Here is a 22,219-nt window from a genome sequence, read left to right as displayed (position 1 = left end):
GGCGTTGCGGTGCCCTGCGCTGTGACGTCCGAAATAGGCCCATAAACCATCGTTGTTCCCGGCAGGGGGCGACGGACAAGCGCCGCACAATAGGGCCGGGCATGGATCGGGAAATGCCCCTGTCGCGCCATCCAGACGGGCAGCCCTGTACATCAGGATGAATCAGAAAAGGGGCAGTAGCTTGGCAGAGGAACCCACACCACTTCGTCCGGAACCCATTGCCGGGAAGGAGAGCGACCCGCTTTTGCAGTCGCTGGTCTTTCTCTCCCGCTACCACGGCGCGCCGCGGTCGGGCGAGGTCATCAGCGCCGGTCTGCCACTCGATGACGGGCGGCTGACGCTGTCGCTTCTGCCGCGCGCGGCCGGTCGTGCGGGGCTTTCTGCCAAACTGGTCAGCCAGCGCCCCGACCGCGTCGCCGATATTCTGCTGCCGTGTATCGTGATCCTGAAGGGCCGTCGGGCCGCGATCATGCTCTCGCGTGACAGCGACCGACAGCATGCCACCATCTATCTGCCCGAAGCCGATGGCACCCAGGAGATCCTCATGGATAGCCTGTGTGAAGAGGCCACCGGCCAGATTGTCTATATCCGCCGCGAACACCGCTTTGACGAACGCGCGCCGGAAACCATGAAACTGGCCGAAGGGCACTGGTTCTGGTCGACGCTGAAGCTTTCTACACCGATCTATCGCGATGTCCTGATTGCCTCGCTTCTGATCAATCTGTTTGCGCTGGCCGCGCCCCTTTTCACCATGAATGTCTATGACAAGGTGGTGCCCAATATGGCGTTCAGTACCCTCTGGGTGCTGGCCAGCGGCATGGGCATCATCGTGGCCTTTGATCTTCTGGTGCGTCAGGTGCGCGCCTTTTTTCTGGATACGGCCGGGCGCAAATCGGAGGTACTGCTCTCCTCAAAGATTTTTGCCAAGGTCATGAACCTGCGCATGGAGGCGCGGCCCGTCTCGGTCGGCGCTTTCGTCAAGAATCTGCAGGAGTTCGACTCGGTTCGCGATTTTTTCACCTCCATGACCATGACCACTGTGGTCGACATGCCCTTTGCCATCTTCTTTTTGCTGGTGGTCTGGATTGTCGGCGGCCCGCTGGTGTGGGTGCCCATCATCGCGCTGGTGATTCTGATCGGCTACAGCATCCTGATTCAGTGGCCGATGAAGCGCTCGATCGAGCTGGGCTCGCGGCTGGCCACCGAAAAGCATGCGCGACTGGTCGAAAGCGTGGCGGGGCTTGAAAGCCTCAAGCTGGCCAATGCCCAGGGCGAAACCCAGCGTCGCTACGAGCGCGCCGTCGGCGAAATCTCCAAATGGGGCGTTAAAAGCCGCAACCTTTCTACCTCGGTCTCCTCGCTCACCATGAGCGTCAACCAGCTGGCCACCGTGGCGCTGGTCATTTACGGCGTCTATTTGATCGGCGATGCGCAGCTCTCCATGGGGGCGCTGATCGCCGCTGTCATGCTGACCGGGCGGGCACTGCAACCGCTGGCGCAGATGGCGCTTTTGATCACGCGCTTTAGCCAGACCCGCAGTGCCATGGCGGCCATCGATCAGATCATGAAGATGCCCGAGGAAGTGGAAGAGGGCAAAAACTATGTCCACCGTGACCGGCTCAACATGCGCATCGAGTTCGATCACGTCGGCTTTCAATACTCACCCGAGTCCCCCGAAATCCTGCATGACATCTCCCTGATCATCGAGCCCGGCGAGCGGGTCGGCATTATCGGGCGCATGGGCGCCGGTAAAAGCACACTCCAGCGCATGATGACCGGGCTCTACCGCGCCACCAGCGGCAGCCTGCGCATCGACGGGCTGGATATCAATCAGCTCCATCCCGCTGATGTCCGGCGTCATATCGGTCACGCCGGTCAGGACAGCGCACTCTTTTTCGGCACCATTCGCGACAACATCACCCTGGGTCAGCCTCACGCCAGTGACGAGGCCATCCAGCGCGCCGCTGATGTGGCAGGCGTCGCCGAATTTACCCGCCACGACCCTGACGGGCTGGACCGTCAGGTCGGCGAGGGCGGCCGGCTGCTGTCCAGCGGTCAGCGCCAGTCGGTGTTGATGGCCCGGGCACTTTTGACCCATGCCCCGCTGTTGCTGCTCGACGAGCCCGGCGCGCACCTGGACAACCGCGCCGAGGCCCGGCTGCGGCGCGTGCTGATGGAGATGCCACGCAATCAGAGCGTGGTGCTGGTCACCCACAAGAGTTCGATGCTGGAAGTCGTTGATCGTCTGATCGTGCTCGACAAGGGCCGCATTATTGCCGATGGGCCCAAGGCAAGCGTGCTCAAGGCACTCAATGAAGGCAGGGTCCATGCCCCGGGCGCCGGACCGGGGCCGGGTGCCGCCGGCGCGGATGCGGAGGTGCGTCATGGCACAACGGGCTAGAAAAGGGCGCTGGCCGCGCCCGGGCAGTCATGAACTCGAGCTGGCCGACGATGCCAGTGCCGCCATGCTGCTGGCCACACCCTGGCGCTCGCGCATCCTTTTGTGGGTGCTGCTGGCGGTGCTGGCTGCCTTTGTCGCCTGGGCGGCGACGGCGCACGTCGAGATCGTCACCCGGGGCACCGGTCAGGTCGTGCCCTCGACCCGGCTGCAGACCATTCAGAATCTGGAAGGCGGCATCGTGCGCGAGCTCTACGTGCGTCAGGGCGATATTGTCGAGCCCGGTCAAAGGCTTGCCCGAATCGATCCGACCCGGGCAAGCTCCGATCTGGCCGAGCGGGAGTCGACGCTTGCCGGACTGCAATCGATCATTGCCCAGTACCAGGCCGAGCTTGCCTCGGTGGTCATCAATACCGAGGCCGACGGCTGGCAGGATCAGGTCGTGATCACTCTGCAGCCGCCCGAGTTTAACGAGGCGTTTCGATCAGCCAATCCGGACCTGGCCGCCACGGCGACCGAAAGCTATCGCGATCGCATCAATGGCCTGCACTCGCAGCTGGATCAGTCGCGGGATCAGATTGCCCAGCGCAGCCAGGAACTCAGCGAGATTCGCGCCCGGGTGGCCAGCCTGTCGCGCAGCCATCAACTGGCCAGTCAGCAGCTGGCGATTACCACGCCGCTGGTCCAGGAAGGGGTGGTCTCGCGGGTGGATCTGCTGGAGCAGCAGCGTCAGGTCAACGACCTGCGCGGGGAGCTTGAATCCGCGCGGCTGTCCATTCCGTCCAAACAGTCCGAGCTGCAGGAAGCCATCAGCCGGCGCCGTGACGTGGCCGCCCAGTTTCGGGTGCGCAGCGCCGATGCCCTGAGCGAGGCCCGCGGTCGCCTGGAAAGCCAGCAGCAGGGGCGGGCCAGCCTGCAGGACCGGCTGGACAGAACGCTGGTGACCTCGCCGGTTCAGGGCAGCATACGCACCATCAACGTCAACACCATCGGTGGCGTCATCGAGCCGGGTGCGAGCTTGATGGAGATCGTGCCCATCGAGGATCAGCTACAGATCGATGTGCGCATTCCACCGCGCGATATCGGCTTCATTCATCCGGGCCAGCCGGCCACGGTCAAGCTCTCGGCCTATGACTTCACCATCTACGGCGGGCTCAGGGGGGTGGTGCAGCGTATCAGCCCTGACACGGTGCAGGACGAGAAGGGCAACAGCTTCTACGAGGTCACCGTGGTGACCGATCAGAACCATCTGGGCGGCGAGCATAATCCGATGACCATCATCCCCGGCATGCAGGCCAGCGTCGATGTCATCACGGGCGATCAGACCATTTTGCAGTATCTGCTCAAGCCGATATTGAGAGCACAGCAGGGTGCCCTGCGTGAGCGGTGATGGCGCTTGCGCAAACAATGAAAAAAGCGATCAGGGGGTCATGATGAAAAAGTGGTGGGCCGGGCTGTATGTGCTCTCACTGGCAGGGGCGGCGCAGGCGCAGTCGCTTGATGAAGCCGTGACGCAGGCCATCATGGAAAACCCCATAACGCGCACGGAAGTCGCGCGCTATGAACAGTTCAGGGACAGCGCCCGGGCGCAGCGGGGCGCCTGGCTGCCGTCGGTGGATCTGGAAGCCCGTGCCGGCCGGGGGCAAAACGAAAGCGAGGTCAACGGCATCGACCGCTCAAGCGATGCGCACAACTACCGCCGAGGCTCCATCACGCTCTCGCAGCTGATCTGGGACAACAATCGCACGCTTGAGCGCGTTCGCAACGCCGACAGCCAGATCGACTATCAGCGCTGGGAAGTCGCGGCAGCGGCCAACCGGGTCGGACTGGCCACGATCGAGACCTATCTGGACGTGTTGCAGACGCAGCGACTCGTGGCGCTGGCCGAGCGCAACGTCGACACCCATCAGCGCATTGCCGCCGACATTCGTCGCCGCAGCGAGCTCGGCGCCGGCACGGCCACCGATGCAAGCCAGGTCGACGGCCGTCTGGCTCGCTCACAGTCCAGCCTGATTGCGGCCTACAACAATCACGAGGATGCCATCTCCTCTTTTTTGCGTCTGGTCGGAGAATCACCCCGGGACCTGACACCGCCGGACGCGGTGGATCTTGCCCCCGTGCCCGCCGAACTCGAGCAGGCACTGGCCATGGCCAATGAAAACAACCCCATTCTGGTGGCAGCGCGCCATTCGGTGACGGCGGCCGGTCATGAAGTGGGTGCCGAGCGCAGCAACTTCCTGCCAGAGCTGCGCTTTCAGGCCAGTCGACTGACAAGCCGGGACTACGACTTTGAAGGCAGTCGCGCCAACGACTGGAATGCCGAGCTTGTGATGTCTTGGAATCTCTATCGCGGGGGGAGTGATGCGGCCGAGCTGCGCGCCCGACACCACTCGCTGGAAGCCGTGCAGTATGACAGCGACCGGGCCCTGCGTGAGGTGCGCGACGAGCTGCGCCTGGCCTGGAACGCCCGCGATTACGTGACCAGCCAGCTGCCTTATCTGGAGCGACACGTCAGCGCCAGCGAACAGACCCGGGTCAACTACCGCAAGCAGTTTGATATCGGCCGGCGCACCCTGCTGGACGTGCTGGACAGCGAAACCGAACTTTACAGCGCCCAGCAGGATCAGGTGCAGGCGCGCTTTGCCCTGACGCGCGCGCGCTATCGCCTGCTGGCCGTGACCGGCAATCTGCTTGACACCCTCCAGATTCGTATCGACCAGAGCAACGTCGACGGCAATCAACTGCTCGGGGCCGGCAGTCCGGCGCCAGGAGGCGAATCATGAGTCTTTTCCATCGTCTCGTCTCCGGCGTGGCCGGGCTGTTGCTGCTCTTTTCGATCGGTATTTTTGCCATCAACGTGCAGCACGCCCGCCAGTCGCTGCTCGACAGTCAGCGTCTGGAAACGACCAACATGACCCAGGGGCTGAGTCTGACGCTGGCGCAGTTCATCGAGGAGGGCGACTGGACCAGCGCCGAAACACTTTTGAAGGCCACCTCGGATGGCAGCTTTGTCAATACGCTCAGACTCGAGGCGGTCGGGCTCGACGAGCCGCTGGTGGTGCGAAATCCGGGCACGACGCGAGCGCCTGGCTGGTTCCAGTCGCTGGTGTCCCTGCCGCAGCTTGCCACTCAGCGTGAGATTTCCGGCGGCTGGTCGCCGCTGGGGACCATCATGCTCGAGGCGGACAACACACTGCCCTACGACCAGCTCTGGGCGCTGGGGCTGAATCTGTTGCTGTGGCTGGCGGTGGGCATGGCGCTGACGCTGGCCGTCTGCGCGCTTGGCTTTCGACGGCTTCTGACGCCGCTGCATCGACTTTCCAGCTACATCGAGGCCCTGCAGATTGAAGGCTATGCCGGCCCCATCGAGTCTACCCGCGTCCGGGAGCTCAAGGGCATCACTCAGGCCGTCAATCATCTCAGCGCGCGGCTCAGCGATCAGTTTGAGGCACAGACCGCGCAGGTTATTCGTCTGCAGCGCATGGCCGAGCGTGACGCCGTTTCAGGCCTTGGCAATCGCTCCTATCTGACCCGCATTCTGGATGAGTGGCTGGCCGCCCCCGAAGGCGGCTCGCTGATGATTCTGCGTATCGACCATCTCGGCGAGATCTACCGTCGCGACGGCTTCGAGGAGCGCGACAACGCCATTCGCGCCATCGGCGACTATCTGACCGGGATGAGCGTGCAGGGCACCCCCATTCAGGCGGCCCGGCTTTCGGCCGAAGAGTTTGCCCTGATCGTGCCGGATGCCAGCGACGCCCATCGCGAGGAGCTGGTGCTGACCCTGCTCGACCGGATCGATGACATCGTCGATGTTAACCCGCTCGACGAGGAGCGCGCCCATCACGCCCGTGCCGGTATCGTGCTGCGCGAGCCGGGTCTTCAGCGGGTGCCGATGCTCTCCAAGGCCGACAGCGCCCTGCGTGAGGCGATCGAGTCCGATCAGCGCTGGTATACCTCGCCGCGTGAGTCCCGCCACAACGAACGCAGCCGCGGCGAGTGGCGCACGGTCATCGATCGCGCGCTGGCCAATCATCAGGCCGTTTTCGTGGCGCAACCCGTGCTGCTCAACGACGGTCAGGAGCTGCACCGGGAGCTTTTCATGCGTCTGAAGGAAGGCGATGAGCTGCATCTGGCCTCGACCTTTTTACCGATCGCCCGTCATTTTGGCATCGGCGCGCAGATGGACCGCTACGTGCTGGACTGGCTGAGCCGTCACGGGCACGACATCGATTATCGCCTGGCGCTGAATCTGACAGCGGATCTCATCGGTAGCGACGTTGAGGTCGATGCCCTGATCGAGTGGCTTAAAGCGCACCCGTCGCTGGCGCGTCAGCTGGATATCGAGGTCACCGAAGAGAGCGTTTTGCGCCACGGTCAGAATGTGCAGCGCCTGTTCAGAAAGGCCGCCACGCTTGGCGCGCGTGCCGGCGTCGACCGCTTTGCCCGCGATCTGAATTCGCTGCCCGTGCTGGGCAGGCTGCGCCCGGATTACGTCAAGATCGATCAGACCTTTTTCGTGCGTGACGATGTCGACAACGAATTTCTGCACAGCCTGTGCATGGCGGCGCATCAGCTTGAAGTGCTGGTGATTGTGACCCGTGTCGAGTCCGAGGCGCAGCGCGCACGCGTCACCGAGATCGGCGCGGACGGCTATCAGGGCTATCTGGCCCCGGCGGTAGCACTGAATCCGGGGGTTCATTAATGCATGCGCCGGACGATAAACAAGCATGATCTGACAGGGAATGTCTGCCGATGATGGGGCGATGGTACCGGTGGGGAGCAACCGTACTGCTGGTGATTGTCCTGCCGGCCTCGGCCGGTATGCTGACAGGCTCGGCCATTCCGCCGGCCGGCGCCATCGTCGGACAGTACGGCAGCACCGGTCTTGCCCGGGTGGAGCGCTGGCAGGCGCTGATCACACGGCTCAGGGGCCAGCCGGTGGCCGTACAGCTGGCCGGGGTCAACGATTTCTTCAACCAGCTGGATTTTGTGGATGATGTCGACGTCTGGCATGTCGAGGACTACTGGGCCACGCCGGTCGAGTTTCTGGGGGTCGGGCGAGGCGACTGCGAGGAGTTTGCCCTGGCCAAGTATCTGACCCTGCGCGAGCTGGGGGTGCCCGATGACCAGATGCGCCTTCACTACGTCAAGTATGTGCCCTATGACCAGTTTCACATGGTGCTCTCCTGGGCGGCACAGCCGCAGCAGATGCCGGTGATCCTGGACAACATCGACAAACGCATTTCGCCTGCCGCGTCCCGTCGGGACCTGATTCCCATCTACAGCTTCAATGCCAGCAGTCTCTGGACCTCGACCGCTTCGGGCCAGGAGGCGCCGGTAGGCAATGCCAATCGGCTGAGCCGCTGGGAGGACTGGCAGACACGCGTGCGAGGCGGCGTCATGAACCGACCCTGATGCCCGACGCTGCGAAGGCGTTATCGATCATGCTTCACCCCCTGCCTTTTGCCGGTCTCCTCTGCGTATACTGATACGTCTGTCAGCGACTTCCCTGTCGCCTGATGTATTTGTCAATGGAGACCCGTCATGAGCTGGACCCCCACCCGCGAAGCCTTTGATCAGTACATGCTGCCCAATTACTCACCCCAGAAGGTGATGCCGGTGCGCGGCGAGGGGAGCCGCCTGTGGGACCAGGAGGGTCGCGAGTACATCGACTTTGCCGGCGGCATTGCCGTCAACGCGCTGGGACACTGCCATCCGGCGCTGATGGCAGCGCTGAAGGCGCAAAGCGAGAAGGTCTGGCACCTCTCCAACGTCTACACCAACGAGCCGGCGCTGAAGCTGGCGCGCACGCTGGTCGAGAAGACCTTCGCCGACAAGGTGTTTTTGTGCTCCTCGGGCGCCGAGGCCAATGAGGCCGCGCTCAAGCTGGCGCGGCGCTATGGCCATGACACGGCGGGCGAACACAAGCACCGCATCGTCTCCTTTCGCCAGTCCTTTCACGGCCGCACCTTCTTTACCGTCAGCGTCGGCGGCCAGCCCAAATACTCCCAGGGCTTTGGTCCGGTGCCCGGCGGCATTGTGCACGGCACCTACAACGATCTGGAAAGCGCGCGCGAGCTGATCAACGACGACACCTGCGCGGTCATCGTCGAGCCGATGCAGGGCGAGGGTGGCGTGACCCCGGCCACGCCCGAATTCCTCGAGGGCCTGCGCAAGCTGTGTGACGATCACAAATCGCTTTTGATCTTCGATGAAGTGCAGTGCGGTGTCGGCCGCAGCGGCCGGTTCTACGCCTACATGAACTACAACGTCACGCCCGACATCCTGACCTCGGCCAAGGCACTGGGCGGCGGTTTCCCGATCGGTGCGATGCTGACCACCGATGAGATCGCGCGCGTGTTCGTGGTCGGCACCCATGGTTCGACCTATGGCGGCAATCCGCTGGGCGCGGCGGTGGCGCTCGCCGCAGTGGAAACCATCGGCTCGCCCGAGGTGCTCGAGGGCGTCGAGACGCGCTCACAGCGTTTCCGCGAGCATCTGGAAAGGCTCAACGAGAAATACGGCTGCTTCAGCGATATCCGTGGGATGGGGCTGCTGCTGGGTGCGGAGTTCAAGCCCTCCTTTGGCGAGCGCGGACGCGAAGTGCTGGCCGCGGCCACTGAAGAGGGGCTGATGATGCTGGTGGCCGGCCCCAACGTGCTGCGTTTTGCGCCGTCGCTGGTCATCGAGCCGGAGGTCATTGACGAAGGCATGGCCTGTCTCGATCGTGCGCTGGCACGGGTCGTGGCCAACGACTGACGGAGACGCTGGCATGTCACTGATTGCACGCAGTGCCACGACCGCCGACATCGACGCCATCATGGCCATGGCCGAGGCGGCCCGGCCGGCGCTGACCAATCTGCCGGCCGATCGCGATCGGCTGGAAGCGCGGCTGGCCGCAAGCGAGGCGGCGCTGGCGCACAGCGTGGATCGTCCCGGCGATGAGCAGTATGTGCTGGTGGTGGAGACCGATGAAGGCGAGGTGATCGCCACGGCCACGATCAGGGCGCTGGCAGGCGGTCGCGACGCCTATTACACCTACCGCCGGGAGACGCTGATCCACGCCTCCCAGCAGCTCGATGTGCGTCGCGAGGTGGATATTCTGTCCATCTCGCACGAGATGTCGCACGCCTCACTGCTGTGTGCGCTGGCCACCACCGATCATGATCTGGCCGACAGCGCCCGACGTCTGCTGCGCGCGGCACGTCTGGCCCTGATCGCCCGGTTCCCGGAGCGCTTTGCATCGACGCTGTTCGTGGCGCTGTCCGGCTATCGCGAAGCCGGGCGCACGCCGTTCTGGGACGGTGTGGGGCGCCATTTTTTCTCACGGGATTTTGACGAAATTCATCGGGCGGCCAGCCTGGGCTCGAGAAGTTTCATCGGCGAGGTCATGCCGCCGTTTCCGCTCTATCTGCCGCTGCTCGATGACCCAACGCGCGAGGCGATCGGACGGGTCGGGGACAATCACGCCAATGCGCTGCGCGCCTGGCAGCAGCAAGGGTTTGCCCTGTCGCGCCACGTCGATCTGCTTGATGGCGGCCCGCTGCTGGAGGCCGCGCGCGATCATCTGCCCCGGGGGCAGTGGCTGACCGTCCAGGTCGGTGACACGCCGGACGACGGGGCGTGTTCCGAGGCGCTGCTGATTGCCAGTCAGCGCTCGGGAAATTTCAGGGCCCGGGTCGTGACCCGACACATCAACGAGCGCGGCCAGTGCGTGCTGGATGACGCCTGTGCCCGATCCCTGTCGGTGGCCGTCGACGAACCTGTGCTGGTCATTCCCTTCACCCGGGCCGGTGATACGGAGGGCCTGTCATGCTGATCCGTCCCATTGAGGCCGGCGACATCGATGCCCTGCAGGCGATTGCCGTCGAGACCGGGCCGGGGTTTACCTCGCTGCCCAACAGTCGCGACTTTCTGATCGACAAGATCGCCCACGCCCGCGAGAGCTTTGAGCTTGTCCCTGACCCGTCCGCGACATCCCCCGGGGCGGCGCTCTACTTCTTTGTTCTGGAAGACGACAGCCAGCCTGCGGACAGCGACGAGCGACTGGCCGGCTGCTGCGCCATCGAGGCGCGCGTCGGGCTCGAGGCGCCGTTTTATCACTACCGCATCGGTCAGCTGGCGCATTCCTCCAGCCATCTGGAGCTGCACCGCACGCTGGATACACTCTTTTTGTGCTCCGATCACACCGGCTCTGCCGAGGTGTGCTCGCTGTATCTGCGCGAGGGCTGGCGCGGTGAGGCGCAGCGTTTGATGCGCAACGGCACACTGTTGTCGCGGGCGCGCTGGTTGTTCATGGCCGGCTTTCGCGAGCGTTTCCCGGCGCGGGTGCTGGCCGAGATGCGCGGACGCTTTGACGACGACGGCAAAAGCCCGTTCTGGGAGGCGCTGGGCCAGAAGTTTCTGCCCATCGAGTTTCAGCGCGCCGACCACCTCACCGGCATGGGCGAGAAGGGCTTTATCGGCGAGATGATGCCGCGCCACCCGATCTGCACCTCCTTTCTGCCACCGGCGGCGCGCGAGTGCATCGGGCAGGTCCATACCCGGACCCGTCCGGCGCTGGCAATGCTCAACCGGGACGGACTGCGCTTTGAGGGCTATATCGATATCTTCGACGGCGGCCCGACCGTGGAAGCCTACATTGATGATGTGCGCTCGATTCGCGACAGCCACACGGCTCGGGTTGTTATCGAAACCGAACTCGAACACGACGAGCGGCCCGGCTGGCTGGCGGCCACCACCGGCGCGGCGCTCGATTTTCGCGCCGGCTGGGTCGGGCGGGGTCCGCAGGCGGGCGAGATCGCCCTGACCCCGGAGGAGGCGCAGCGCCTGAACGTTGAGGAAGGGGACACGCTCAGGCTGCTGGCCACCTGAGCGCACCATGTTCATGGAGGACGAGATGAGTATCGAGATCACACAGCAGCTGTTGGTGGGCGGACAGTGGACGCCGGGCGAGGGGGCAGCGTTTGACAAGCACGACCCGGTCAGCGGTGAGCAACTGTGGCAGGGTCAAAGCGCCAGCGCCGCTCAGGTGGATCACGCCATTGCCGCCGCCCGCCAGGCCTTTCCCGACTGGGCGCGAACGCCGATCGAGACGCGCATCGCGCTGCTGGAAGCCTTTCGCGAGCGTCTGGAGCATCACCGCAACGCACTGGCCGATACCATCGCCCGGGAGACCGGCAAGCCGCGCTGGGAGGCCGGCACCGAAGTGCAGGCCATGATCGGCAAGATCGCCATTTCCATTGCCGCCTGGCACGAACGCACGCCCACGCGGACGCGGGACAACGCCGGCGTGCGCGCCGTGGTTCGTCACCGCCCGCATGGCGTGATGGCGGTCTTCGGACCCTATAACTTCCCGGGCCACCTGCCCAACGGCCATATCGTGCCGGCGCTTCTGGCCGGCAATACGGTGGTGTTCAAGCCCAGCGAGCTGACCCCGGCCACGGCCGATCTGGTGCTTGCCTGCTGGCAGGAGGCCGGGCTGCCGCCGGGCGTGATCAATCTGGTGCAGGGTGGGGTCGAGACCGGCCAGGCGCTGGCCGGTCACCGCGGGATCGACGGGCTGCTCTTTACCGGCAGCGAGGGCACCGGCCGGCGGCTGCACGAGGGCATGGGCGGGCGGTTGGATACGATGCTGGCACTGGAGCTGGGCGGCAATAACCCGCTGCTGGTGCATGACGTGCCCCAGGATCTCGAGGCAACGGTGCTGACCATCGTTCAATCGGCCTATGTCTCCGGCGGGCAGCGCTGCACCTGTGCCCGGCGCCTGCTGGTGCCCGAGGGTGCACAGGGTGATCGACTAATCGAGGCCCTGCGCCGGACGCTGTCCACCCTGGTGGTGGGGCCGCAGTTTGACGGACTCGACGGTTTTGGTGAGCAGGAGCCGTTTTACAGCGGCCTGGTTTCGCCGGCGGCGGCGCAGAAGATGATCGATGCCCAGCAGCAGCTTGAATCGATGGGCGCGCGCGTGCTGTCGCGCATGACGCTTTTGAAGGAAGGCACCAGCCTGGTCTCGCCGGGACTGATCGATGTGACCGGACTCGAGGTACCGGACGAGGAGTATTTCGGACCTCTGCTAAAGGTATACCGTTATCCTGATTGGGAAAATGCGATTGCCGAGGCCAATAACACCCGCTTTGGGCTGGCCGCCGGGCTGCTCGGCGGCACTGCCCGGGTCTGGGAAGACTTCGTGCTGCGCATTCGGGCCGGGGTGGTCAACTGGAACCGCCAGACTACCGGTGCCGCCAGCGATGCGCCCTTTGGCGGCGTGGGCGCCAGCGGCAATCATCGCCCCGGCGCCTGGTATGCGGCGGACTACTGCGCCTGGCCGGTCGCCTCGATGGAAAGCGATACGCTGGTGCTGCCCGATCAGCTGCCGCCGGGCATCACGCTGGACGGGTTTGATGGCGAGCAGGTGACATGAGGGGGAGGCAACATGAGTGACGCACTCGAGATCAATTTTGACGGCCTCGTCGGGCCGACGCACAACCATGGCGGCCTGGCCCGCGGCAATCTGGCCTCGAAGCGCCATGCCGGGCTGGTCTCCAACCCGCGCGAGGCGGCGCTGCAGGGGCTTGAAAAGATGAAGGCATCACTTGATGCCGGCTTTCCCCAGGCGGTACTGCCACCGCAGCAGCGCCCCGACATGCGGTTGTTGCATCAGCTCGGCTATCGCGGCGCGCCGGAGGAGGTGCTGCCGCGGGTGGGCAGCGAATCCCCGGAGCTTTTATACGCGGCCTGCTCAGCGGCGGCGATGTGGACGGCCAACGCTGCCACCGTCACGCCTTCGCGCGACACGCTGGATTCGCGCGTGCATGTCACGTCGGCCAATCTGCAGTCGGCGCTGCACCGCTCGATCGAATCCGCTCAGACCGCGCGAACGCTGAAGGCGATCTTTCGTGATGAGCACCACTTTGCCCACCATCCGGCACTGCCTGCCACGCCCTGGTTTTCCGATGAGGGCGCGGCCAACCATACGAGGCTGTGCGCCGATCATGGGGGGCCGGGCGTGCATCTGTTCGTCCACGGTGATCCGGCGCCGGACACCCTGGCGGCGCCAAAACATCATCACCCGCGCCAGACGCTTCGCGCATGTCGGGCGCTGGCACGCCAGCACGGTCTGAGCGATCAGCAGACCGTGTTTGCCCAGCAGCACCCGGCCGCCATCGACGCGGGCGTGTTTCATAACGATGTGATCTGCGTCGGCAACGGTCCGGTGCTGCTCTATCACGAGCGCGCCTTTTTTGATGAACGCGCCGTACTGGAAGCGCTGCGCGACCGGCTGGCGGCGCGCGCTGACGGCCAGCCGCTGATTCCCATCCGGGTGCCCGAGGAGGCCGTGTCGCTGGAAACGGCGGTGGCGAGCTATCTCTTCAACTCCCAGCTGCTGAGTCAGAGTGATGGCAGCATGACGCTGGTGGTACCGGGGGAGTGCGAGGCCGACGAAGCGGTATGGATGACGATTCAGAGCCTGCTGCTGGGTGGCAACAACCCGATCAGTGAGGTGGTAGTGCGCGACGTCAAGCAGAGCATGCGCAACGGCGGCGGCCCGGCCTGTCTGCGTCTGCGGGTGGTGCTTGCTGAGGCCGAGCGTCAGGCCATGAGCGGGCGGGTCATGCTCGATGACGATCTGTACCGGGATCTCACCGCCTGGGTCGAGCGTCACTATCGTGACCGCCTGGCGCTTGAGGATCTTGCCGATCCGCAGCTGGCACACGAATCGCTCACCGCGCTGGAAGAACTCACCGGCCTGCTGAAACTGGGGTCGATCTATCCTTTTCAGCGGGAAGGCATGGCGGAATAAGGCCAGCGTTATAAGACCATGGTGGTAGCGCGCCAGCGCCCGCTAACGCTGACACTGCAGGGCAGTCCATTACAACGACAGGGAGGTCATGACATGAAGGCGACAGCACTGGTACTGGAGCGTCAAAACGAGCTGGCACTGCGCGAGATCGAACTGCCTGATGAGGTTGGCCCGGATGACGTGCGCATCAGTATGCACACCGTGGGCATCTGCGGCAGCGATATCCACTACTACACCCACGGGCGCATCGGCCCCTTCGTGGTTGAGGAACCGATGGTGCTGGGCCACGAGGGCTCGGGTACCGTGACGGCAGTGGGCGCCAATGTCACCACGCTTGCCCCCGGTGACCGGGTCTGCATGGAGCCGGGCCTTCCCGACCCGACATCAAAAGCCTCGAAGCTGGGGATGTATAACGTCGACCCCGCGGTGCGCTTCTGGGCCACCCCGCCAATCCACGGCTGTCTCACACCCGAGGTCATCCATCCGGCGGCGTTCACCTTCAAGCTGCCGGACAGCGTCTCCTTTGCCGAAGGCGCCATGGTCGAGCCGTTCGCGGTGGGTGTGCAGGCGGTGGTCAAGGCAGGGCTTCAGCCGGGTGATACCTGCGTGGTGACCGGCTGCGGCCCGATCGGGCTGATGGTGGCGCTGGCCGCACTCGCCTCCGGCGCCAGCCGGGTGGTGATTTCTGATGTGGTCGATGACAAGCTTGCCATCGCCGCCGGCTACAAGGGGCTGATCCCCGTCAACGTGGCCCACGACTCGCTCACCGAGCGTGTCGCCGAGCTGACCGGCGAAGGCTGGGGGGCCGATGTGGTGTTTGAGGCCAGCGGCAGCCCGCGCGTGTATGACGATGCCCTGGGCTGCGTGCGCCCGGGCGGAGCGCTGGTGCTGGTCGGCATGCCGGTCGAGAAGGTCAGCCTGGATGTGGTAGTGGCCCAGACGAAGGAAGTGCGCATCGAGACGGTCTTTCGCTACGCCAACGTCTATGACCGCGCCATCGAGCTGATCGCCTCCGGCAAGGTCGATCTCAAGCCGCTGATCGTTGAGACCTTTGATTTCGAGCAGAGCGTGGCGGCCTTTGATCGTGCCGTGGAAGCGCGGCCCACCGACGTCAAGCTGCAGATCAGAGTGGCCGGCGAGGATCAGCGCTGATCGCATGACCGGGGCAGTGCCGTCGACAATCCGGCGGCCACGACGCCCGGTCACGGGTGCGTTAAGCTGGTGCCTTTATGAATTTCTGGAGCAAGTCGATGTTTCTGGTCTGCGGCGAGGCCCTTTTTGATTTCTTTTCCGACGCAGGGCAGGTGGCCCCGGACGCGTCATCCCTGTCGTTTACGGCGGTGGCCGGCGGCTCACCCATGAATGTGGCCATCGGGCTGTCGCGCCTTGAGCGTTCATCGGCATTTCTCACAGGCCTGGCCCCGGATGCGCTGGGCGAGCGTCTGCGCGCCGTGCTTGCCAGTGAATCGGTCAATACCGACCTGATGGTCGAGATACCCGGCAGCGCCACCACCCTTGCCATGGTCACCCTCGATGAGCACGGCTCGCCGCGCTACGTCTTCTACAACCAGTGCGGCGCCGATCGCATGCTGGAGACGACGCATCTGCCATCCACTCTTGATGCGGTGCATGCCATCCATGTGGGCTCCTACGCGCTGGCGGTCTCGCCCACCAGTGACACGCTGGAGACGCTGGTCGCTCGTGAGCGTGACCGCTGCCTGATCTCGCTGGACCCCAATATTCGCCTCAAGGTCGAGCCCGACGTGGCGCGCTGGCGCGAGCGTATCGACACCTTCGCCGGCCATGCCCATCTGATCAAGATCAGCGACGAGGATCTTGAGGCTCTCTACCCGGACAAGGACTTTGAGGCGGTGATCCGCGGCTGGCTCAGTGATCGCTGCCCGATGGTGATCATGACCCGCGGCGGCGAGGGCGTGACAGTGTTCACGAAAGAGGGAAGCGAATCATTCACGCCCGAGGCGATCAGCGTGGTGGACGCCGTGGGCGCCGGCGACAGCTTCATGGCCGCACTGCTGGCATGGCTTGATGAAAAGGGGCTGGCCACGCCCGAGGGGCCGGGGCGGTTGACGCCGGAGCAGCGCCGCGAGATGGCCGAGTTTGCCATGCGTGCGGCGGCGCACACCTGCCAGCAGCGCGGGCCGGACCTGCCGCGTCGCCATCAGATCGTGGCGTAAATAGCGTGCACGGTGATCAAAGAGAAAAGGGAGGTTCTCAATGTCATATCGCGTCATTTCAATCATCGGACTTTTGTTGCTGTCCACGACGGCACTGGCGGATGCACCGGCCTCACACGAAACCCACGTCTCAAAAGACGGTGACGCCGGCCAGGCGGCGCAGGCCTTTAGTGATGCCAATCAGCGCATGCATCACGACATGGCGATCGACCCCAGCGGCAATGTCGATATGGACTTTGCCCGCGGCATGCTGGCCCACCACCGCGGCGCGGTCGACATGGCGCGCATCGAGCTTGAGCACGGCAGCGACGAGCAGATGCGTGCGCTGGCCCGTGAAGTGATCGATGCCCAGCAGCGTGAAATCGAGCTGCTCGAACGCTGGATCGCCAAGCATGAGGATCAGCCGCAGGAGTAAATCACCACCAGGGCGCCGGCTTCTCGATCCCGGCGCCGGAACAGGGCATGATGACAGAACGTTCCGGACAGGTTTGAGGCCTGCCCGGGATACGGGATCGTCTGCAGGCGACCCGTTACAACGCGACCAATAACAACAATCGCGAGGTGTCGTCATGACACAGGATACGAAGCAGGACAGCGGCGTTCGTCACGACGCCGTGGCGCAGGACTATCTGGACAAGCGCCAGCTCAAAAAGGGTGCCGCCGGCTGGGTGCTGCTGGCAACGCTTGGGGTCTCCTATGTGATCTCCGGCGATTTTGCCGGCTGGAATCTGGGCATCGGGGTGGGTGGCTTTGGCGGCATGCTGATCGCCACCGTTTTGATGGCCCTCATGTATACCGCCATGGTGCTCTCGCTGGCGGAACTCTCCTCGTCCCTGCCCACCGCCGGCGGCGGCTATAGTTTCGCCCGCCGCGCCATGGGCCCCTGGGGCGGCTATATCACCGGCACCGCCATTTTGCTGGAGTACGCCATCGCCCCGGCGGCGATTGCGATTTTCATCGGCGGCTACGTCAACTCCCTGATCGACCTTGATGGGCCGCTGGTCTATGCGGTTTTCTATATCGCCTTTGTGGGCCTGCATCTGTGGGGCGCGGGGGAGGCGCTTCGCATCATGATGGGCGTCACGGCGCTGGCCGTGGTCGCAATTCTTGTCTTTATCGCTGGCATGCTGCCGCATTTCGACAGCGCCCGGCTTTTCGATATTGCCCCCGGCGATGCGGTGGGGGCCTCTGCCTTTCTGCCCAACGGCTACATGGGCATCTGGGGCGCGATTCCCTTTGCCATGTGGCTCTTTCTGGCGGTCGAGGGTGTGCCGCTTGCCGCGGAAGAGTCCCGCCACCCGGGGCGCGATATGCCGCGCGGTATTATCGCGGCCATGGCTATACTGCTGGTGTTTGCCTTTTGCATGCTGCTGCTGGCGCCCGGCGGGGCCGGTGCCAGCGCCATGAGCACCTCGGCAGCGCCGCTGGTGGACGCGTTGGCTGCGGTGTATGGCCCCGGCAGCTGGGCGGCGGGCTTTGTGAACGTGATCGGGCTGTTCGGCCTGATCGCCTCGTTTTTCTCGATCATCTTCGGCTACTCGCGTCAGGTCTTTGCGCTTTCGCGTGCCGGCTATATTCCCCGCATACTGTCGATCACCAGCCGTCGCGGGGCACCGGTGCTGGCGCTGGTGGTGCCCGGGGTGATCGGATTTTTGCTGTCGCTGACCGGGCAGGGCGATCTGATGATTACTATGGCGGTGTTCGGCGCCACCATCTCCTATGCCATGATGACGCTGTCGCACTGGCTTCTGCGCGTTCGCGAACCCGACCTTGAGCGGCCCTATAAAACGCCGGGCGGGCGCTGGACCTCGGGGGTGGCGCTGGGGCTTGCGGTCATCGCCTTTATCTCGACGTTTGTGGTCAGCCTGCAGGCCGCGCTCTGGGCGGGGCTTTTCTACGCCATCATGCTGGCCTGGTTCGGGTTTTACAGCCGTAAGCGGCTGGTGGCGCAGGCCCCGGAGGAGGAGTTCGACGCCATTGCCAGCGCCGAGGCGACGCTGAAATGACAGGGTTCAACGACGAGAAGGGATGAGCGCGCGCATGAAAGTCGGTCTGCTGCAGTGTGATGATCTGGCCCCGCATGTGGCCCGCGTGCATGGCAACTATCCGGCCCTGTACGCGGGGCTTTTACAGGCGGTGGACCCCACTCTCGAGTTCGTGACCTGGCGGGTCCACGACGGGGAAGTGCCCACGAATTTTGACGGCGTGGATGCCTGGCTGATCTCCGGCAGCAAGGCCGGCGTGTACGAAAATCATGCGTGGATCGCGTCATTGCTTGAACTGATCCGCCGTCTTCACGCCGCCCACCGAACGGTGGTCGGCATCTGCTTTGGTCATCAGGCGATGGCCCAGGCACTCGGCGGTCACGCCGGCAAGAGCGATCGCGGCTGGGGCGTGGGGGTGTCGTTTAATACCGTGGTGGGGCGCAAACCCTGGATGACGCCCTGGCAGGAAGGGCTGGATCTGATCGTGAGCCATCAGGATCAGGTACTGGTGCTGCCCGAAGGCGCCGAGGTGCTGGCCGAAAGCCCGTTCTGCCCGTATTACCTGTTGCAGTACGGCCCGCGTCTCATGAGCGTTCAGGGCCATCCGGAGTTTTCGAAGGCGTGCAGCGCGGACCTGATGGCAGACAAGAGCGAGAAACTGCCGGATCGGCGCCGCCGCGAGGGTATGGCCTCGCATTATGCCCCGGTCGATGATCACCTCATGGCGCGCTGGATCGTCAACTTCATGCGTCAGGGGGCGGGGCTGTCGTTTGCGTCAGATCGGTAGCCACGGCGTCTTCATTCAATTCGAAGCGTTGTTTTCGGGCACCGGTATCAGTCCGTAGCGGCGCATGATCGCTTCCATATCGTCAGGGTCGGGGGTGCCCGTGGCGACCAGCGCTGCCAGCTCACGAAAGTAGTCCGGCCCCAGGGCGCCGGGTGTGAGCATGCACAGACAGCGCGCCGGTTCATCGAAAGCGTTGTGAAAGCTGTGGACTGCCCCACGAGGAATGAACAGGGAGTCATCGGGGGCAATATCGATATCGTTGCCCGCCACGCGCAGAGTAAGCCTGCCCTCCAGACCCAGAATGGTTTCGTCCCAGCGGTCGTGATAGTGCGCGACCGGCATGCGAGCGCCGGGCAGTACCGTCATGCGAAAAAGATCAAGCTTCCCCTCGGTGGTTGCGTGACTTTCGTAAAATTCAAGCGTCATCCCGCCAATCGTGATGGTCTCCAGCATGAGATGCGTTCTCCGGATGAAATGGTCTCGACAATGACGGGAGAGGTGAACGCGCCCGTCATGGCCATTGAGCCACACCAGCATGGCAAAAAGAGGCTGTATTCAGGCCGGCATTGGCCAGTCGCTGCTGTCGGCGATGCCTGAAAGGACAGCAGATGCCTGATCACCCAACATTCCCATGGCCTGAGCCCCGCCGGGCAGTGCGGCAATATCGCCCATCAGCGAGGCCATGATGGTGGCGGGGTGGAGGGCTGCTGGCAGCAGGCTGAACGCCTCGTCGAATGCCGGCGGGGCGGGTTCGTCAGCGCCCGCTTCATCAAACGCCAGCGCAATGAACTGAGTGCTCTGGGTGTCGCTGAAGTTGTCATCCGAGGTCAAAATCAGGCTCTGGCGGCCATCGGCCAGTGCCGGGCCAAACGTCATGCCTTCGACGTTGTCCGGCTCGAACCCGTAGTCGTTGAGACTGGTCAGCAGCGTTTTCTGGACCGGACGCACCGTGCCGGTAGCGTCTTCGAGGCTGTCGAGATGGCTGATGTTGGTGGCCCGTGAGAGATCGATCTCGTAGAGGCGAATATCGTTGCCGGCGCCTTCGGCAAAGCCGCGCTCCAGCGTCAGCAAGTGGTGCTCATCAAGGGCCAGCATCTCCACCAGCCCGTTCGTCGAGAACCCATCTCCCTCGACAGGCGCCTGCGGCGTGGGCTCGACCGGATAGAGATACTGTCCCAGTGCCTCACCAGTGTCGGGATCAAAGCTCAGGATGCGCGACGGGCTGCCGGTATCCAGCGCTGCGGCCGGGCCGTCCTGGGCCAGGGCGTTTTCGGTGGCGGTAAACAGGTGCTCTCCGTCGGGCGTCAGGGTCACGCTTTCCAGCGCCAGGTTGTTGCGAACCCCCCAGCTGCCGTCACCATCGGGGCTCAGAATCTTCGGCAGTTCGATGGCATCGATCTGCTCGCCGTCGCGGGCAAACAGATTGACGAAGGGGTCGATGCGCTGGTTGCTGTCGCCTTCGGAGGCGATATAGAGCGTGCCGTCCGCCGTGATGGCGATCGCTTCGGGATCGATCTCGCCGGCCGCCCAGGGGGCACCGCCGGGCTGGCGCAGGGTGGTGACATCGGTCAGGCGCACATCGCCGTCGTTGAGCGCGCCGTCGTCCAGATCGATGCGCAGGCTGTAAAAGCGGGCATCGTTGTACTCGCTGCGATCATCGGAGATCGCCAGATATTCGCCGCTGACCGGATCGCGGGTCAGCCCCGACAGCCCGCCCAGGGTGGTGTTCTGAAATTCGGTGCCGCTGTCAAAGGCGGTCTGGCCGATGAACTCGATGTCCTGTACCTGCGTGTCATTGTCATCAATGGCGAGATCGGCCCACACCAGCCGGTGATCGGAGGCCTCCACGCGCTCGCTTCCGGTATCATCCTCAACCGGCCAGAACACGCCGCCATCCAGCCGGGTCAGGCCCTGGTCCGATGGCAGTACGTAATCCACACGCAGGTTGCCGGGGGCCTCGTCGTTGAAGTCGGCGGTATCAAAGCGCGGGTCGCCGCGGTGGGTGGTATTCGCGCCGCCCTGTTCAAGTGCGGCAACCACGCCGCCCTCACTGTCCGGTGTGAGACCGGCGGCAATCAAGGGGTGCCCCAGCAGCTGCTGGGCCGCGCCCGGCAGGCTGTCGCCATCCAGCGGGTCGACGTTCTGATCGCCGGCAATCACGAAGCGTGCGCTGGCCTCCAGGCCACCGCTGCGGCCCTGATCATCCACGAGATAGTCACCCTTGCCGGGCGTGACGTAGTCGGCCCACAGGCGGATCTCGTCGGCGTTGCGCAGGCCGTTGCGATTCTCGGGGCCGTCAAAGCTGGGCGGGGTGGGGTGGGAGGCAAGCAGGTGCAGGATCTCGCCGTCGACGTTGACCGGGATGTCCCAGTGGCTCTTGGAGGAGAGCGGCAGCACGTCCAGCGCGGCGTCCGAGTAGTAGTCGCCCGTGTCAGCGGTCTCCGGGTTGTCCGGCAGTCGCGCGCCCGGCATGTCCTTCCAGAGAAAGTCACCAAAGGTGCGGATGTCATCACTCTCAAGCGGGTAGCGTGACAGCACCAGCATGCCGTACTGGCCGGGAAACTGACCGAACCCCAGTGCGTCATCGGCGTAACCCGGTGCGCCGGGCGTGGTCACCGCCTCGCCGCTGCCGTCCAGATCCACGCCCGAGGTGACACCGGTGTTGACCGGGGCACTGAAGATGTAGGGGTAATCAATGCCCGGCGCGTCACCCTGAGACGTGCCCAGGTAGTGCTCGCGAAAGAGCTCGGCCGCCGCGGGGTCGTAATCGAACTCGTTGATCAACAGCACGTCCGGGCGGGACTGCTGGATGACAGCGGCGATATCACGCGCCTGAGCGTCGCCGCTGATCAGGTCGTCATGCAGCGCGCCGGCGCTGTCACGGTTGAGCGCGGCGTTGTAGGTGGCAACGCGGATATCCGGGGTCGAGGCGGTCATGGGAGCTCCTGGCGGTGGTGGGGCAGAAGAACACCGCTTGAGTATTGGCAGGCCTCATGACAGTGCGATGGCGATCCGGTTATCGATGGGTAACGCGATGCGGCGTTTGCG

The 22,219-nt window shown here is 64.3% G+C and carries 17 protein-coding genes; 15 read left to right on the top strand and 2 right to left on the bottom strand.

Translation table 11 applies throughout. The features are described from left to right. Positions 1 to 181: 181 nt before the first annotated feature. The 15 genes from ACS92L_RS09115 to ACS92L_RS09045 all read left to right on the top strand — a co-directional run bounded on the left by ACS92L_RS09115 (position 182) and on the right by ACS92L_RS09045 (position 19,171). Complete coding sequence (locus ACS92L_RS09115; protein ID WP_438764354.1) at positions 182 to 2,401, top strand: type I secretion system permease/ATPase; 2,220 nt, start codon at positions 182 to 184, stop codon at positions 2,399 to 2,401. Then, positions 2,385 to 3,788, top strand: coding sequence for an HlyD family type I secretion periplasmic adaptor subunit (locus tag ACS92L_RS09110; protein ID WP_438764353.1), 1,404 nt, complete (start codon positions 2,385 to 2,387; stop codon positions 3,786 to 3,788). Before ACS92L_RS09115 ends, ACS92L_RS09110 begins: the two co-directional genes overlap by 17 nt. Before the next feature lie 43 nt (positions 3,789 to 3,831). Then, entirely contained in the window at positions 3,832 to 5,181 is a 1,350-nt protein-coding gene (locus tag ACS92L_RS09105) for a TolC family outer membrane protein (RefSeq protein ID WP_438764352.1), read from the top strand. Next, a complete protein-coding gene (locus tag ACS92L_RS09100; protein ID WP_438764351.1) occupies positions 5,178 to 7,103 on the top strand; it encodes an EAL domain-containing protein in 1,926 nt (641 codons plus the stop codon). The genes ACS92L_RS09105 and ACS92L_RS09100 overlap by 4 nt, the downstream gene beginning before the upstream one ends. Before the next feature lie 50 nt (positions 7,104 to 7,153). Continuing rightward, positions 7,154 to 7,816 (top strand): transglutaminase-like cysteine peptidase, encoded by a 663-nt coding sequence (locus ACS92L_RS09095; protein WP_438764350.1) that lies wholly within the window; start codon positions 7,154 to 7,156, stop codon positions 7,814 to 7,816. 129 nt (positions 7,817 to 7,945) lie between these two features. Beyond that, positions 7,946 to 9,160, top strand: coding sequence for an aspartate aminotransferase family protein (locus tag ACS92L_RS09090; RefSeq protein ID WP_438764349.1), 1,215 nt, complete (start codon positions 7,946 to 7,948; stop codon positions 9,158 to 9,160). Between the two features lie 13 nt (positions 9,161 to 9,173). After that, the gene (locus ACS92L_RS09085) at positions 9,174 to 10,220 is read left to right on the top strand and encodes an arginine N-succinyltransferase (protein WP_438764348.1); all 1,047 of its coding nucleotides are present in this window, start codon (positions 9,174 to 9,176) and stop codon (positions 10,218 to 10,220) included. Continuing rightward, positions 10,214 to 11,275, top strand: a complete 1,062-nt coding sequence (locus ACS92L_RS09080; RefSeq protein ID WP_438764346.1) for an arginine N-succinyltransferase — start codon at positions 10,214 to 10,216, stop codon at positions 11,273 to 11,275. Before ACS92L_RS09085 ends, ACS92L_RS09080 begins: the two co-directional genes overlap by 7 nt. A 31-nt stretch (positions 11,276 to 11,306) precedes the next feature. Continuing rightward, entirely contained in the window at positions 11,307 to 12,824 is a 1,518-nt protein-coding gene (astD, locus tag ACS92L_RS09075) for a succinylglutamate-semialdehyde dehydrogenase (protein ID WP_438768446.1), read from the top strand. Between the two features lie 12 nt (positions 12,825 to 12,836). After that, positions 12,837 to 14,204 (top strand): N-succinylarginine dihydrolase, encoded by a 1,368-nt coding sequence (astB, locus tag ACS92L_RS09070; protein WP_438764345.1) that lies wholly within the window; start codon positions 12,837 to 12,839, stop codon positions 14,202 to 14,204. A 93-nt stretch (positions 14,205 to 14,297) separates the two neighbouring features. Beyond that, entirely contained in the window at positions 14,298 to 15,356 is a 1,059-nt protein-coding gene (locus ACS92L_RS09065) for an NAD(P)-dependent alcohol dehydrogenase (RefSeq protein ID WP_438764344.1), read from the top strand. Between the two features lie 98 nt (positions 15,357 to 15,454). Continuing rightward, positions 15,455 to 16,399 (top strand): carbohydrate kinase family protein, encoded by a 945-nt coding sequence (locus ACS92L_RS09060; RefSeq protein ID WP_438764343.1) that lies wholly within the window; start codon positions 15,455 to 15,457, stop codon positions 16,397 to 16,399. A gap of 40 nt (positions 16,400 to 16,439) precedes the next feature. Then, the gene (gene copM, locus ACS92L_RS09055) at positions 16,440 to 16,814 is read left to right on the top strand and encodes a CopM family metallochaperone (protein WP_438764341.1); all 375 of its coding nucleotides are present in this window, start codon (positions 16,440 to 16,442) and stop codon (positions 16,812 to 16,814) included. 154 nt (positions 16,815 to 16,968) lie between these two features. Then, the gene (gene eat / locus ACS92L_RS09050; protein WP_438764340.1) at positions 16,969 to 18,405 is read left to right on the top strand and encodes an ethanolamine permease; all 1,437 of its coding nucleotides are present in this window, start codon (positions 16,969 to 16,971) and stop codon (positions 18,403 to 18,405) included. A 34-nt stretch (positions 18,406 to 18,439) separates the two neighbouring features. Continuing rightward, positions 18,440 to 19,171, top strand: coding sequence for a type 1 glutamine amidotransferase (locus ACS92L_RS09045; RefSeq protein ID WP_438764339.1), 732 nt, complete (start codon positions 18,440 to 18,442; stop codon positions 19,169 to 19,171). Between the two features lie 15 nt (positions 19,172 to 19,186). Here ACS92L_RS09045 and ACS92L_RS09040 read toward each other — a convergent pair whose 3' ends face one another. Both ACS92L_RS09040 and ACS92L_RS09035 read right to left on the bottom strand, forming a co-directional pair. Then, positions 19,187 to 19,624, bottom strand: coding sequence for a cupin domain-containing protein (locus ACS92L_RS09040; RefSeq protein WP_438764338.1), 438 nt, complete (start codon positions 19,622 to 19,624; stop codon positions 19,187 to 19,189). 102 nt (positions 19,625 to 19,726) lie between these two features. Continuing rightward, positions 19,727 to 22,108 carry an esterase-like activity of phytase family protein gene (locus tag ACS92L_RS09035; RefSeq protein WP_438764336.1) on the bottom strand — a complete coding sequence of 794 codons (2,382 nt, stop codon included), beginning with the start codon at positions 22,106 to 22,108 and terminating at the stop codon, positions 19,727 to 19,729. Positions 22,109 to 22,219: the final 111 nt, after the last annotated feature.

Source organism: Kushneria halocnemicola (assembly GCF_965650455.1).
Classification (GTDB): Bacteria; Pseudomonadota; Gammaproteobacteria; order Pseudomonadales; family Halomonadaceae; genus Kushneria.
This window is presented reverse-complemented; position numbering and strand designations above follow the sequence as displayed.

What these genes read in the sequence shown, in the direction of transcription:
- ACS92L_RS09040 (WP_438764338.1), bottom strand. Translation starts at nt 19,624, where the DNA reads ATGCTGGAGACCATCACGATTGGCGGGATGACGCTTGAATTTTACGAA.
- ACS92L_RS09100 (WP_438764351.1), top strand. Translation starts at nt 5,178, where the DNA reads ATGAGTCTTTTCCATCGTCTCGTCTCCGGCGTGGCCGGGCTGTTGCTG.
- eat (WP_438764340.1), top strand. Translation starts at nt 16,969, where the DNA reads ATGACACAGGATACGAAGCAGGACAGCGGCGTTCGTCACGACGCCGTG.
- ACS92L_RS09105 (WP_438764352.1), top strand. Translation starts at nt 3,832, where the DNA reads ATGAAAAAGTGGTGGGCCGGGCTGTATGTGCTCTCACTGGCAGGGGCG.
- ACS92L_RS09090 (WP_438764349.1), top strand. Translation starts at nt 7,946, where the DNA reads ATGAGCTGGACCCCCACCCGCGAAGCCTTTGATCAGTACATGCTGCCC.
- ACS92L_RS09085 (WP_438764348.1), top strand. Translation starts at nt 9,174, where the DNA reads ATGTCACTGATTGCACGCAGTGCCACGACCGCCGACATCGACGCCATC.
- ACS92L_RS09045 (WP_438764339.1), top strand. Translation starts at nt 18,440, where the DNA reads ATGAAAGTCGGTCTGCTGCAGTGTGATGATCTGGCCCCGCATGTGGCC.
- astB (WP_438764345.1), top strand. Translation starts at nt 12,837, where the DNA reads ATGAGTGACGCACTCGAGATCAATTTTGACGGCCTCGTCGGGCCGACG.
- ACS92L_RS09060 (WP_438764343.1), top strand. Translation starts at nt 15,455, where the DNA reads ATGTTTCTGGTCTGCGGCGAGGCCCTTTTTGATTTCTTTTCCGACGCA.
- ACS92L_RS09080 (WP_438764346.1), top strand. Translation starts at nt 10,214, where the DNA reads ATGCTGATCCGTCCCATTGAGGCCGGCGACATCGATGCCCTGCAGGCG.
- ACS92L_RS09035 (WP_438764336.1), bottom strand. Translation starts at nt 22,108, where the DNA reads ATGACCGCCTCGACCCCGGATATCCGCGTTGCCACCTACAACGCCGCG.
- ACS92L_RS09095 (WP_438764350.1), top strand. Translation starts at nt 7,154, where the DNA reads ATGATGGGGCGATGGTACCGGTGGGGAGCAACCGTACTGCTGGTGATT.
- copM (WP_438764341.1), top strand. Translation starts at nt 16,440, where the DNA reads ATGTCATATCGCGTCATTTCAATCATCGGACTTTTGTTGCTGTCCACG.
- ACS92L_RS09110 (WP_438764353.1), top strand. Translation starts at nt 2,385, where the DNA reads ATGGCACAACGGGCTAGAAAAGGGCGCTGGCCGCGCCCGGGCAGTCAT.
- ACS92L_RS09065 (WP_438764344.1), top strand. Translation starts at nt 14,298, where the DNA reads ATGAAGGCGACAGCACTGGTACTGGAGCGTCAAAACGAGCTGGCACTG.